14 protein-coding genes are annotated in these 12,981 nt (G+C 53.2%); 6 read left to right on the top strand and 8 right to left on the bottom strand.

From position 1 onward, the window contains the following. Positions 1-35 precede the first annotated feature (35 nt). The 7 genes from OSB_RS13240 to OSB_RS13210 all read right to left on the bottom strand — a co-directional run bounded on the left by OSB_RS13240 (position 36) and on the right by OSB_RS13210 (position 4,989). Entirely contained in the window at positions 36-1,709 is a 1,674-nt protein-coding gene (locus tag OSB_RS13240; protein ID WP_049835442.1) for a bifunctional protein tyrosine phosphatase family protein/NAD(P)/FAD-dependent oxidoreductase, read from the bottom strand. A 22-nt stretch (positions 1,710-1,731) separates the two neighbouring features. Then, positions 1,732-2,223, bottom strand: a complete 492-nt coding sequence (locus OSB_RS13235) for a bacterioferritin (protein ID WP_049835441.1) — start codon at positions 2,221-2,223, stop codon at positions 1,732-1,734. 24 nt (positions 2,224-2,247) lie between these two features. Next, positions 2,248-3,129: an MBL fold metallo-hydrolase gene (locus OSB_RS13230; RefSeq protein ID WP_049835440.1), complete on the bottom strand. Its 882-nt coding sequence runs from the start codon at positions 3,127-3,129 to the stop codon at positions 2,248-2,250. An 18-nt stretch (positions 3,130-3,147) separates the two neighbouring features. Then, entirely contained in the window at positions 3,148-3,585 is a 438-nt protein-coding gene (locus OSB_RS13225) for a DUF6691 family protein (RefSeq protein WP_049835439.1), read from the bottom strand. A gap of 2 nt (positions 3,586-3,587) precedes the next feature. Then, entirely contained in the window at positions 3,588-4,022 is a 435-nt protein-coding gene (locus tag OSB_RS13220) for a YeeE/YedE family protein (protein WP_049835438.1), read from the bottom strand. Beyond that, the gene (locus OSB_RS13215) at positions 4,019-4,231 is read right to left on the bottom strand and encodes a YgaP family membrane protein (RefSeq protein ID WP_049835437.1); all 213 of its coding nucleotides are present in this window, start codon (positions 4,229-4,231) and stop codon (positions 4,019-4,021) included. The genes OSB_RS13220 and OSB_RS13215 overlap by 4 nt, the downstream gene beginning before the upstream one ends. Before the next feature lie 86 nt (positions 4,232-4,317). Further along, positions 4,318-4,989, bottom strand: coding sequence for a Crp/Fnr family transcriptional regulator (locus tag OSB_RS13210; RefSeq protein WP_049835436.1), 672 nt, complete (start codon positions 4,987-4,989; stop codon positions 4,318-4,320). 334 nt (positions 4,990-5,323) lie between these two features. On the opposite strand from OSB_RS13210, the gene OSB_RS13205 reads away from it, so the two are divergent. From OSB_RS13205 to OSB_RS13185, 5 genes are all read left to right on the top strand, one after another. Continuing rightward, entirely contained in the window at positions 5,324-6,649 is a 1,326-nt protein-coding gene (locus OSB_RS13205; RefSeq protein WP_234967425.1) for a 3-deoxy-D-manno-octulosonic acid transferase, read from the top strand. Next, positions 6,630-7,316 (top strand): D-lyxose/D-mannose family sugar isomerase, encoded by a 687-nt coding sequence (locus tag OSB_RS13200; protein WP_049835435.1) that lies wholly within the window; start codon positions 6,630-6,632, stop codon positions 7,314-7,316. Before OSB_RS13205 ends, OSB_RS13200 begins: the two co-directional genes overlap by 20 nt. 12 nt (positions 7,317-7,328) lie before the next feature. Then, the gene (locus tag OSB_RS13195; protein ID WP_082166533.1) at positions 7,329-8,594 is read left to right on the top strand and encodes a glycerate kinase type-2 family protein; all 1,266 of its coding nucleotides are present in this window, start codon (positions 7,329-7,331) and stop codon (positions 8,592-8,594) included. Positions 8,595-8,780: 186 nt separating this feature from the next. Next, positions 8,781-9,890, top strand: coding sequence for an LLM class flavin-dependent oxidoreductase (locus OSB_RS13190; protein WP_049835433.1), 1,110 nt, complete (start codon positions 8,781-8,783; stop codon positions 9,888-9,890). A gap of 101 nt (positions 9,891-9,991) precedes the next feature. After that, the gene (locus tag OSB_RS13185; protein ID WP_049835432.1) at positions 9,992-10,936 is read left to right on the top strand and encodes a p-hydroxyphenylacetate 3-hydroxylase reductase component; all 945 of its coding nucleotides are present in this window, start codon (positions 9,992-9,994) and stop codon (positions 10,934-10,936) included. A gap of 63 nt (positions 10,937-10,999) precedes the next feature. Here the strand turns inward: OSB_RS13185 and OSB_RS13180 are convergent, their stop codons facing one another. After that, entirely contained in the window at positions 11,000-11,776 is a 777-nt protein-coding gene (locus tag OSB_RS13180; RefSeq protein WP_074202298.1) for a beta-keto acid cleavage family enzyme, read from the bottom strand. A gap of 170 nt (positions 11,777-11,946) precedes the next feature. Between OSB_RS13180 and OSB_RS13175 the strand changes: the two genes are divergently transcribed. Further along, a complete protein-coding gene (locus OSB_RS13175; RefSeq protein ID WP_049835430.1) occupies positions 11,947-12,870 on the top strand; it encodes a LysR family transcriptional regulator in 924 nt (307 codons plus the stop codon). Positions 12,871-12,981: the final 111 nt, after the last annotated feature.

Here is a 12,981-nt window from a genome sequence, read left to right as displayed (position 1 = left end):
GGGCCCTTGCTCTGTCGCAAGGGCCATTAGAGCTGTTACTTCGCAATGATTTTTTCGGGTTTCGCCATCCATTCACGGCCCTTCAGCATGCCTTTCCAGTAGATAGGTGGCAGCATCTTTTCTTTCAGGAACCACGCAGCGCGTGACGGTTTTGTGCCATCGACAATGAACTTCGGGAAGCTTGGTAGCATTGCGCCGCCGTACCCGAATTCCGCCAGAACGATCTTGCCGCGTTCCACAGTCAACGGGCAGGAGCCGTAGCCGTTGTATTGCGCAGCCGCTGAACCACCACGAATGTCTGCGATGATGTTGTCCGCGACAACAGGCGCTTGAATACGTGCTGCGGCGGCAGTTTTTGCATTCGGAGCGTTCATCACGTCACCCAAAGACCAAACGTTGTCGAAAGTTTTGTGGCGCAGCGTGGCTTGGTCAACGTCGACCCATCCAGCAGCATCAGCCAAGGGCGAAACGCGAATGAAGTCGGGCGCGGTCTGTGGTGGGCAGACGTGCATCATGTCAAATTCCATCTCGATCCGCTCAACCGGTGCGTCCGGCTTTGCGACATCAAACCACGCCTTCTTCGCAGGGCCATCGACGGCCACGAGGTTGTGGAAGAAGTTGAGGTTGGCGTCGTATTTCTTGACGTATTCCATTAGCGCAGGGACGTAGTCCTTAACACCGAACAAAACACCGCCTGCGTTGTTGAACTGGATGTCGATGTTGTTAAGGACGCCGCGGCGATGCCACGCATCACCTGACAGATACATCGCCTTTTGCGGCGCGCCTGCGCATTTGATCGGCATTGGCGGCTGCGTGAAAATCGTGCGGCCTTCCATCATACCGTTGACTAGTTTCCAGGTATAAGGGGCCAAATCATAGCGGTAGTTTGACGTCACACCATTCTGGCCGAGGGTTTCGACGAGGCCCTCAACTTTGTTCCAATCCAGCTTGATACCTGGGCAGACAATAAGGCGGTCGTATTTCACAACGCGACACCCATCGAGGATCACGGCGTTGTTTTCGGGCTCAAACGCGGCGACCGCGGATTGTATCCAGTGGACACCTTTGGGGATCAGCGACCCCATGGTGCGCGATGTTTGCTCGGGCGCAAAGATGCCGCCGCCAACCATAGTCCAACCGGGTTGGTAGTAGTGAATATCTGCAGGGTCGATGACTGCGATTTCCAAGTCAGGCTGGCGGGACTTGAGGCTTGCAGCAGCGGCGATGCCACCTGCGCCTGCGCCAACGATCACGACGTTGAAGCTCGCATCACCTGTGTCGGTCGGGGTCTTGCCGCCGTTTACGATACGGCGAACAACGCCGCCCATTTCATAGCCTGCAGCTTTTGTCGCGGCGAGAATATCAGCAAGGCTGCGCTTCTCAGCTTGGCCGAGTGACCAGAGCGTCGCGGAGCGCGTCCCCGTGCGGCAATAGGCCAGAACCGGACCGGGCATCGATGTCAGCGCTTGGTTAAAGTCGCTCGCATCTTTGTCGGACACTTTACCCGCCACGATCGGCAGGTACATGGCCTCAAGACCCTGCTTTTTTGCAGCCGTGGCTATCTCGTTAAAGGTTGGCTGATCAGCGCCTTCACCATCCGGCCGATTGCATATGATCGCCCGAAAGCCCGCGTCTTTGATCGCCTTTAAATCAGACGTCTGAATTTGCGCGCTGACGGACAGATTAGCTGTTAAAGGTTTGAGGTCCATGCTCTCAACTTTCTTATGTGGTTTAGGCAGTTTCCCCGCCAATGACTGGCGAAGAAACAAGGGTTGCGCTGTAGGCTTGTTCACCCAATCGCGTGAGAAGTTCGAGTTGCAGCTCAAGCCAAGCTTTGTGGCCCTCCTCACCCAACGCGATGGTCTCGAATAAGGTGCGCGAACCGACGTCGTTTTCGTCGTAAGCCTGTCTTGCAGCCTTCAAGTAAAATTCGACGGCTTCTTCCTCGTCGGCCAGATCTGCCTTGAACATTTCTTTCAAATTGCTCGCCCGTTTTGGGGCGTTCGCAAAAGCAATTTCAGGGTCGCCCTTCAGAAACAAAATGCGTTCTATGAACATATCGGAATGACCGATCTCTTCGGCCTGTTCTTCGCGCATTTTAGCGGCCAGTTTATCAAGGCCCCAGTCATCAAGCACGTGGGCATGAAGTTGGTATTGATGGGAGGCTGTCATCTCCATCTGAAGGGCTTTGTTTAGATTGTCGATTGTTGTGTGATTAGACATTGGAATCTCCTTCGTCTCAGCTGGTTACAGACCGTTGACGGGTACTTTCAGGACGGGGTTTCCGTCTTTGTCTTTCGGGATTTCACCTGCACGCATGTTGACCTGCAGGGACGGGATGATCAGTTTTGGCATCGCCAGTTGGGCGTCCCGTTCCGTGCGGAACTTGATGAAATCCTCGCGGGTTTTGTCACCGCCAACGTGGATGTTCTCGGCCTTTTGCTCGGCGACCGTGGTTTCCCATTCGATCGCACGACCGTTCGGACCGTAGTCGTGGCACATGAAAAGGCGTGTCTCATCAGGCAGGGACAGCACCTTCATGATGCTGTCGTAAAGCTCAGCTGCGTCACCACCTGGGAAGTCAGCGCGTGCAGAGCCGCCATCAGGCATGAACAAGGTGTCACCAGCGAAAGCGGCGTTGCCTACTACATGCACCATACAAGCTGGTGTGTGGCCCGGCGTGTACATTGCAAATGCCTGCATGCCACCGATCATATACGTGTCGCCATCCTTAAACAGTGCGTCAAACTGCGACCCGTCACGTTCGAATTCAGTGCCTTCGTTGAAAACCTTACCGAAGGTTTCCTGAACAACCATAATCTTCTCACCAACGCCGATCTTGCCGCCAAGTTTATCTTGGATGTAAGGCGCAGCGCTAAGGTGGTCAGCGTGGACGTGGGTCTCGATGATCCAATCCAGCGTAAGGCCACGTTCTTTGATCTCAGCGATGAGACGGTCGGCGGCCTCATATGTGATGCGACCCGCGGCGTAGTCGATGTCCATCACGCTATCGATGACTGCGCAATGGTCGCTGTTCGGGTCTTTCACGATGTACGTGATCGTGTTCGTCATCTCATCAAAATGAGCGGAAACATAGGGTTTTACAGTCAGGTCGATTGGGTAGGCCATTTGGAAAACTCCCATTCTTTATGCTTGTGCGGATGCCCGTTTAGCGAGGGCGGATTGAAGAAATTTAGCCGTGAAGATGCCAGCGAGTAATGCGCCAACAAAGATGAATACTTCCGAGCGGCCAGTGCCGAGCGCAGGTAGCGCACCACCAGGGCAGAACCCTGCAATCCCCCAGCCCACGCCAAACGCAGCGGAGCCAGCAATGAGTGGTAGGTCAAGATCACGGCGTGTTGGTAGATAAAACTTCACGTCCATTATTGGAGCTGGGCGTTTAAGAACAAAGCGGTAGCCGATGAAGGTCACGACAACAGCGCCGGCCATCACAAAGATCAGGCTTGGGTCCCATGTTCCTGCGAAATCAAAGAAGTTAACGACTTTGGCGGGGTTCGCCATGCCGCCGATTGAAATGCCAACACCGAACACGAGGCCGATTAGGAAAAGTAAAATAAGGCGCATGTTTAAACTCCGAAGATGTGGCGGACCACGTAAACTGTAATGATTGTGGCAATCATAAAGGTGATGGTGGCGACAATTGAGCGGGGCGAGATCCGCGCCATGCCACAAACACCGTGGCCAGACGTACAACCGCCACCAAACGTGACGCCGACACCGACGATGAAACCGCCAATAATCAGCATGGTCGTCGAGACAGGCACCTGAACAGCAGGCATTTCACCGGTGAACAACATCACAACAAGTGGGCCAGCGATCATGCCCGCCACGACGACAGCGCGCCATGACCAGTCCGAAAAACTGGACGGTTGAAAGAGGCCAGCGAGAATGCCGGTCGCGCCCATGATGCGGCCAGCAACGGCCATCAATGCCACAGATGCAAGACCAATCAAGATCCCGCCACCGAGTGACGCATAAGGAGTGAAAGCTGTCTCAATCATAGCTTGCACGTCCGAATGCCGAAGATGCGGTAAAGCGGGCAAAAGCGCATGGAGGACGTTGCCAACATTACGATACCGGCGATCACGGAAATTACGGTCGCGGTTGTGGAATCAAACAATGCCATCCCGCTAAGGAAGGGCGCGGCCAGCAGCACAATGCCTAGAATGATTCGAACCGTGCGATCAATTGAGCCAATATTTGCAGTCATTTCGTCGTCTCCTATGAGTGATTAAGTCAAACATAGCGTAACGGGCAGAAAACGACGGTGATATTGTCACCAAGTTGAAAACTCATTCAGGTATTGTGATTGGCCAGCGTCTTAAGTTGGGTCATATCGAGCAAGCTTACGCGACCGCGGGCTTGTTCGATCCAGCCGCGACGTTGAAATTCCTGCAGCTGACGGGAAACGACTTCACGCGCTGTTCCCAATTCGACGGAAAGCTTCTGGTGGGTTGTTTTAACGACGTTGTCACTGTTAGCAAGGTTAACAAGTTTATCTGCGAGGCGTACATCCAAACGCTGAAATGCAACCTCATCAATCATGCGAAACAGGTCGGTGATACGTTTGGCAAAAGCGGCAAATACAAAGTCGCGGAATGACTTAGATTGCGCCACAAGGTCATCGAATACCTCGCGCGGTACGGCGGCTGCCTGAACCGTGGTTTCCGCGATACCGTCCGCTGCATAGTCTTCATAGGCAAGCAAACATGCCGTCGTCAAAACGCAGCTTTGCCCTGCATGGATGCGGTACAGCACGATTTCATGTCCGGTGTCTGACACCTGTTGGACACGCACAGTTCCATCCAAAAGGAACAGCATGTTTTCGGGGGAATTCCCTGGCCCAAACAATGTTGTCCCGCTTGGGACGTCAACGATCACGCTTCTGCTAAGCAGCAGTTCTTTAATCGGCGGTTCCAGACGAGATAGCCCCGGAAAACGCTCGACCCAGTCGGTTTGAATGTTCATTTTATTTCCTATGCAAAGGACGGCAAGGGTTCAGTTAATTATTAGGGCAAATGTAGGAACGGTACATCCGTTTCAAGATAAATAGCCTAGTGCTTGAGTGAATGCGAAATTGTTGTAGCGAAAAAAGGATTTCGATTTTCTACCCACTGGAGTTTGAGAATTTTCAGCAAAAGTCGTGGGTTGGAGAAACCCGTTTCGACATTTTCTAACATGGCAGTAAACAGCATTTAGCTGAAGCAACTTAGCGGCTGGCAAACACTCCGAGGTCATGCGAAAATAGAAGTATGATTAGTTTGCTCGCACATGATTTTGAAGGTTTGCAAAGGTCGGTGCTGTGATACTCAATTTGTTTCTTGTTTTCTATCGCTTGCTATGGATTCCACTGCTTCCACTCGTCTTGATTTACCTCTGGCGACGGGGGAGGCGCGATCCTGATTACGCAGGAAAGATCGCTGAACGTTTTGGCTTTTACCGCACACCCCTCCCGCAAGACGCAATATGGTTCCATGCAGTAAGTTTGGGGGAAACAAGATCGGCTTTGGCGTTGATAAAGCTCGCGCTTGCACGCGGTGACAAGGTCGTGCTGACCCATTTTACACCGGCAGGGCGGCGTGAGGCCGAGCATCAGTTCAGCGCTGAAATTTCCACTGGCCAGCTTGCGGCAATTTGGGTGCCTTTTGATATGCGATGGTGCTACCGGCGCTTTTTCAATGCGTGTCGCCCTAAGATTGGCTTGACGTTGGAAGTGGAGATTTGGCCCGCAATGATTTTCGCGGCCAAAAGGGTGGGCATTCCGCTTTACATGTGCAACTCGATTTATGGAACGCTTCCATTGGCGCGTGACAGCAAGGGATTGCGACTTCGGCAGCGTATTATCAAGGGGTTTGCAGGGGGCTTTGTGAAGTCGTCGATCCAAGCAGAACGCTTCGCCTCTGTGGGCCTTGAAAACGTCACCGCGACAGGAGAATTGCGTTTCGATCAACCCGTTCCACCTGCGCTTCTTGAAGCAGCTCAACGATCGCGCCCATCCTTAGCTTCAGGACGTGAGGTCGTGACGATTGCAAGCGGTGTGGAAGGTGAAGAGCAGCTTTTCATTGATGTTGTGACGAAGTTAGTCGAACAAGCGCGTGCGTTAGATAAGCCGTCTCCGCTCATCGTCTATGTGCCGCGCGCACCTGAGCGTTTCGATGCGGTCGCAGACGGGTTAAAGCAAGCTGACCTCACCGTTCGTCGGCGTAGCGATTTATTTGATTCGAAGTTGGAGCAGGTCGCAGAACTCGAGGGCACTGACGTTCTTGTTGGCGACAGTCTTGGAGAGATGTATTTCTATCTCGCTTTGGCAGATCGCGTTGTCGTTGGCGGCGGTTTTACGAAAAATGGATCGCATAACATCATTGAACCACTAATGCTCATGAAACCCGTGTTGACTGGCCCCTACGTCTGGACAATCGAGTACCCGTTTTGCGAGGCCGAGGCTGCAGGTGTTGCGGTCAGCTTGCCCGATCAACAAGCGCTGTTGGCGGCACTTTCCAAGCCAACGACAGTCAACGTTGCGCGGATCGAAGCGTTCCTTGCAGAACACGGTGGCGCGAGTGTTCGAACGCTTGCTGCAATTGATAAAGCCCTAGGAGAAGTGACAGATGAAACGCTCACGCATTAACGACATCATTGCTGAATCCGATGAAATGATGCGGAAGTACGGTTTCGCATTGCCACCGTTCGCCTATTGGACGCTTGACGAATTCAAGTCCCGCAAAGATATCGCCAAAAACGTTATCGACGCGCGTTGTGGTTGGGACATCACTGACTATGGCGATGGTGATTTCGACAAAATGGGGCTGTTCTTGTTCACGCTGCGCAATGGCCGTTTGGCGGACCTGCAGCGTGGCGGAGGCATGTGTTACGCTGAGAAATTGTTGATCTCAAAGAAGGATCAACTTAGCCCGATGCATACCCATGTTATCAAAGCTGAAGACATCATTAACCGTGGTGGAGCGACCCTAATCGTTGAGCTTTATGGTTCAGATGCGCAGGGGGATTTCGACGAAACTGAGGGCGGCAGTGTTCTACGCGATGGAATACAGCGTAACTTTACCGCGGGTGAGAAATTGCGCCTCGCGCCTGGTGAAAGCGTTACCTTGATGCCCGGTGACTGGCACGCTTTTTGGGGCGACGGGGGTGACGTGTTGATTGGCGAGGTTTCGACGGTAAATGACGATGAAACTGACAATATTTTTCGCGACCCAATCGGGCGCTTTTCTTCGATCGATGAAGATGTTGATCCATCCCATTTGTTGGTCAGCGACTACCAGACTTGGCTGGCCTGAAGCGTGACTGATATCCAAACCTATCCAAAAGAATTCCTGACAACTTTATTTTCCGAAGCGGTTGCCGTAGCCGACCCGATACGTGTCGTTAAGACGCATTTGCCGAAACGCCCCAACGGCCGCTTCATCGTCATATGTGCTGGGAAAGCTAGCGCACGAATGGCCGAAGCGGTCGAAGCGCACTACGGTCCGTGTGAGGGATTGGTCATCACGCGATATGGCTATGACCGCCCGACGCAAGGGATCGAGATCGTGCAGGCGGCCCACCCGGTTCCTGATGCTGCAGGGGAGACAGCGACGGTTCGAATGTTGAAAATGGTGTCCAATTTAGATGCAGACGATGTCGTGATCGCGCTCATTTCTGGTGGTGGTTCGGCTTTGCTGTGTGCCCCAGGCGAAGGACTTACGCTGGAGGACAAGATCGCTGTTAATCGTGCTCTGCTAGCATCCGGTGCGCCGATTTCCGAGGTGAACATCGTGCGAAAACATCTTAGCCGCGTAAAGGGCGGGCAGTTGGCCGCTGCTTGCTACCCAGCGAAGCTGCTGACGTTGTTGATTTCCGATGTGCCAGGTGATGACCCAAGTGAGATCGCTTCTGGGCCAACCGTGGGCGAGAACAGCGCTGCGCAAGATGCCTTGGACATTATTGAGCAGCATAACATTACAATGCCGCCGCATGTTGGTGCTGTGATTGCAGCGGGGTCTGGGGTTGTCGCACCGGATGACACGCGGTTGGCGTATGCCGAAACCAGAATAATTGCAGCGCCCTCTCATTCGCTTTCGGCCGCTGCGTCACTGGCCGAAATGGCGGGTCTAGACGTTCGACAACTGGGTGATGCGCTTGAGGGTGAGGCGCGTGACCTAGGGGTCGAGCAAGCGCAGTATGCGGTGAAACTGCAATCGGAAATGACGAAAACGGCTAAGCCGATCTTGCTGCTTTCGGGTGGCGAATGCACCGTCACGCGCAGGGGCAATGGAATCGGCGGGCCGAACGCAGAGTTCGCACTGGCTGCCGCTATCGCGTTAAACGGGCAAGAAGGTATACATATTCTTGCTTGTGACACTGACGGAGTGGACGGAGCGGCTGAGGTTGCTGGGGCTTTTTCTGGCCCGCAAACGCTTCGCGCCGCGCAAGATGTTGGAATTTCCCCAAGCGCCGCGCTTGCCGACAATGATGCCCATAACTTCTTCGATGTAGTCGCTGGGCAGATTGTGACTGGCCCCACTCTGACAAATGTTAATGATTTTAGGGCGATACTGATTTTTGCGGTGAATTGAAGTGGCGGAGAGCCGGTTTTCTTGCATCACGTGACTAAGTTTCAATGTCGAGAGCACCACACGGAATGCGGGTGCCGCGCTGTGGTTTTGATTGCTATCAATTAACAAGATAGGAAACATCAGAAAGTTTCAGTTTTTTGGCTGGCTCCATTGCTTCACAATGTTGATGAAGCCAAGGAGACCCCAATGAAGCTGTCATTCTTTACGATGCCGATCCACCCGCTCGGTAAGCCATTTAGCAAAAGCCTTGCCGAGGATCGCGAAGCGTTCATCCTCGCGGACAAGCTGGGGTTCGCAGAAGCCTATTGCGGGGAACACACCACCGATCAGGCCGAGATCATCACATCGACCGTCGCATTCTTGGCCAGCCTTGCGTACGAGACGAAGAACATCCGTTTGGGTACAGGTACGGTTAACATGCCTAACTCACATCCAGCCCGTGTCGCAGCCGAAATTGCGATGCTGGACCACATGTTGGAAGGCCGTCTGAATTTCGGGATTTCCCCAGGTGGTCTGATGTCGGATGCCGAAGTTTTCGGGAACCTAAAAAGGGACCGCAACGCGATGTTCCTAGAATGCATCAACATGGTGTTGGATATTTGGGCTGGTGAAGCGCCGTACAACTTGAAGGGCGAATTCTGGGAGGTTTCCACGGAAAACACGATGATGCGCGAGATTGGTCAAGGCGACATTATGAAGCCTTACCAAGATCCACATCCTCCGATTATCGGCACCGCTGTGGCGCCTTTCTCGAAGGGCGTAACGGCCATGGCTGAACGTGGTTGGCAGCCGATTTCCGCCAACTTCTTGCTGCCGAAATGGGCTAAGACCCATTGGCCGAAGTACGTGGAAGGTTGCGAAAACGCGGGCATCACACCGGATTATTCTGACTGGCGCGTCGCCAAGAATATCTGCGTCGCCGACGATATGGAAACCGCGCGTGCCTATGCACGTGATCCGGGAAGTCCTTATGTTCTTTACTATTCGCAGCTTCTTACCAAGTTGCGCTCTGGCGGACGTCTGAACCTATTTAAAGAGGATCAGAACATGCCTGATGACGATGTTACGTTGGACTACGTGCTTGATCGTTTGGTTATCCATGGCGATCCAAGCTCTGTCGCGGATCAGGTTTTGGAACTGCGTGAGGAAACAGGACCCTTCCAGCACCTTGTTTATGCCGGCCATGACTGGGCTGACTACGACTTGGGCCGCAAGGGAATGATCCTGATGGCTGAGAAAGTCATGCCGATCCTGAACGAGGCGACAAAATCCGAACCGGCCTACGCTGCGTCTTAAACGCGACGGACAATACATACTGAACATCAAGCAAAGTCGGATTTGCGGCTTTGCTTTTGGCGGCCACAAACGGCGCCGCGCCACCAAACGGGAGATAGCCTGTGACAACTGCTGCCAATGCCACCGAAATTGACCCGAAAGCCTTTCGCCGCGCACTCGGGAACTTTGCTACTGGGGTAACGATCATTACGGCCCGCGGGCCAGATGGGACCAACGTTGGCGTTACGGCCAGCAGTTTTAATTCTCTGTCAATGGACCCGCCTCTGATCTTGTGGAGCAGTATAAAGGGCACGCCCAGCTGCGCGATCTTCGAACAGACGACCCATTTCGCCGTGAATATTCTCGCCTCAGACCAAATGGAAATGTCGAACCATTTCGCTCGCCAACAAGAGGACAAATTCGCAGGTGTTGAGTGGGAAGAAGGCATCGGTGGATCGTCAATTTTTCCAAACTGCGCAGGTCGGTTTCAATGTGAAGCCTATGACAAGCTGGACGGTGGCGATCACTGGATCTTCGTGGGCCGCGTGGTGGCCTTTGATGACTTCGGCCGCTCGCCGCTGTGTTTCCATCAAGGTTCTTATGCGATGGTCCTGAACCATCCGGCAACCTTCCCGAAGGCTGATCCTGAAAAACCCGACGCAGATGAAGGTCTAGGCAGGATGCGTGATCATGGATTTTTCATGATGTTACGGGCGGTTCGGGCCTATCAGGACCGTTACCAGCCAAAGCTTGAGTCGGTGGATCTAAGCCTCATTGAGTCGCGTATATTGCTGGTATTGAATGATCTTTCTGGTGTGAGCGCAGATGAACTTGTTCTTCATCTGCATGCACCGATCAATGAAACACGGGTGGCGCTCGACACTTTGATCGATAACGGATTGGCGGAAGCTACAGGTGCTGGCTATGCCTTGACCGACGCTGGTCGGTCGAAGGCTGATGCGTGTTGGAACATTGCCGAAGCGCACGCCAAAGAAACATTTGAGAACTTCAGCGAAGCACAGGTTGAGACCTTCAACGAAGTGCTACGACAAATTATCGCCCGCTAAGGTCAGGTTTGGCAGAAGGTCAAAACCTGACCTTAGCGAAGTTAATCTAAGAACGTCTAACGGTTACGTAATATTGCGTGTAGCTTCATCGACTTCGCGCACCCGCTCAGCGTTGTCCGTGGCCAAGCTTCCATCCTTGTTCCAAAGCGAGTTTTCAAAACCCACGCGCGCCTTGCCACCCAATTGCGCGGCGCGCACCAAACTGTCGGTCTCAGCGGTGCCGAATGCGCAAACCATCCAATCGAATGTCATGCCGTCCGCCTGCGTAAGCGGCTCTAGGTAGGCTTCAAGTTCAACGGCATTCTCAGATCCGTTGGCGTAGCTACCTTGAACGAAGATGATCATATGCGCCTTGCCAGGGATCAGCCCGGAATTGCAGGCGCTAACAAAGGCCTGCACTTCTTCAGGCGCATAAAGGATGTGTTGAATTTCCACCCCATTGTCCGCCGCCCAATGGTAAAAGTCCCGCGCTTCGGGCCAATCTTCAGGAAGGCGCACCAATTCACGCAAGCCTATTGAAACATACTGAGGGCGTAGCGTTTTCATCATCTCTCGTTGTTCGTGGGCCTCGTATCGACCTGCCGACTCGGATGTAACCTGCAGATACATGTCAGGAAACGCGTCCTCCATCCGGTCTAGCAATGCACGGTATCGCCCCGCGTCGAGAAGGTGCTGGCCTTGTTTGTCGCGAATGTGCATGTGGACGCCGTCTGCGCCAGCTTCGCGGCAAAGACGGGTTGTCTCAATTAATTCGTCATCAGTGAGGGGTAGTTCTGGATGGTCGGCCTTGGTGCGCCGCGCACCGTTCGGGGCCACCAACAGGCGGGGCAGGGGCCTCAACGACCTGTACCGGGTGTTGCATTAAGCGAACAAAGCCACTTCTGCTCTAGAATTCGTTTCATCAATAATTGTCCCTTACATCTTCACTATTTTTGCAAATTATCAGAGCTAGACCCTTCACAAACACAAATAATATTGGATACTGTCCACAACAAAATCGGATACCCAATATGAAACTACAGCAACTTCGATATTTCGCTGCGGTCTATGAGCAAGGCTCGTTTTCGGCTGCGGCTGACAAAGTGAATGCCACCCAATCCGGGCTGTCAATGCATGTTAGTCAAATCGAGAAACGATATGGGGTGACGTTGTTTCTTCGCAGTTCGGTCGGGGTGACACCGACTGAGGCTGGGCGGTCGTTTTATCTTGAAGCGGTCAAAGTTCTGGCTGCGGCCATTCATGCCGAAGACCGCTTGCAGACCCTGTCGAAGTCAGTTGTTGGGCATATTCATGTCGGGCTTATGCCCACCTTCACACGTTCTGTATTAACCCCTGTATTACTTCGGTTTGCTAAGGAATATCCAGAAGTCCGCCTATCCATTTCTGAAGCCTATTCGGGTGAATTGGCGGCGGAAGTGTCTGAAGGACGGTTAGATTTTGCAGTTGTTCCGGCATCATTTGAACTTCAAGAGTCCTTGGTTTCCAAACGGATGGGGGATGATCGCGAATGTCTTGTGTGTGGTACCGGCCTTAAAGTTCCGATGAACAGCAACGGTGCGCTTCTCAAGCAAATGTCGCCGTTGCGATTGGTGCTGCCGGGTAAGGCAAATGCACGGCGGCGACTGATTGAAAACTACTTGATGGTGAATCAGATTGAGGTTTCCGACATTATGGAGCTGGACACGATGCACGGAACGCTAGGGCTTGTCGCCAATTCGGAATGGGTCACGATCCTGCCGGGTATCATGTGTCAGCCTGACCTCGACGGGACCCGCCGCAAGGTCGCTCCTCTCGCTGATCCGCCACTTATGGTGGACTACATGCGCATCGAGTCGAGTAAACGCCCGTTGAGTATCGCAGCGCAACCGTTTGCGGACATCCTCCAAGAAGAGTTGAACTCTGCACTGGAAATCGCACCGTTTAGTCGCAACTGACCACGTCGCATCGCACGGTGCCCTTCCCTTTGCGTGGAGTCTTAGTGCTGAAATTTTGACATCAGGTTTCCTGATGCCTGTTGCGATCATATATAATTTCCACTGTAGGCT

It is taken from the genome of Octadecabacter temperatus (assembly GCF_001187845.1).
GTDB classification, from domain to species: domain Bacteria; phylum Pseudomonadota; class Alphaproteobacteria; order Rhodobacterales; family Rhodobacteraceae; genus Octadecabacter; species Octadecabacter temperatus.
This window is presented reverse-complemented; position numbering and strand designations above follow the sequence as displayed.

Bases quoted from the DNA above. Each gene is read 5' to 3' on its own strand.
- OSB_RS13240 (WP_049835442.1), bottom strand. From the start codon at position 1,709: ATGGACCTCAAACCTTTAACAGCTAATCTGTCCGTCAGCGCGCAAATT.
- OSB_RS13235 (WP_049835441.1), bottom strand. From the start codon at position 2,223: ATGTCTAATCACACAACAATCGACAATCTAAACAAAGCCCTTCAGATG.
- OSB_RS13230 (WP_049835440.1), bottom strand. From the start codon at position 3,129: ATGGCCTACCCAATCGACCTGACTGTAAAACCCTATGTTTCCGCTCAT.
- OSB_RS13225 (WP_049835439.1), bottom strand. From the start codon at position 3,585: ATGCGCCTTATTTTACTTTTCCTAATCGGCCTCGTGTTCGGTGTTGGC.
- OSB_RS13220 (WP_049835438.1), bottom strand. From the start codon at position 4,022: ATGATTGAGACAGCTTTCACTCCTTATGCGTCACTCGGTGGCGGGATC.
- OSB_RS13215 (WP_049835437.1), bottom strand. From the start codon at position 4,231: ATGACTGCAAATATTGGCTCAATTGATCGCACGGTTCGAATCATTCTA.
- OSB_RS13210 (WP_049835436.1), bottom strand. From the start codon at position 4,989: ATGAACATTCAAACCGACTGGGTCGAGCGTTTTCCGGGGCTATCTCGT.
- OSB_RS13200 (WP_049835435.1), top strand. From the start codon at position 6,630: ATGAAACGCTCACGCATTAACGACATCATTGCTGAATCCGATGAAATG.
- OSB_RS13190 (WP_049835433.1), top strand. From the start codon at position 8,781: ATGAAGCTGTCATTCTTTACGATGCCGATCCACCCGCTCGGTAAGCCA.
- OSB_RS13175 (WP_049835430.1), top strand. From the start codon at position 11,947: ATGAAACTACAGCAACTTCGATATTTCGCTGCGGTCTATGAGCAAGGC.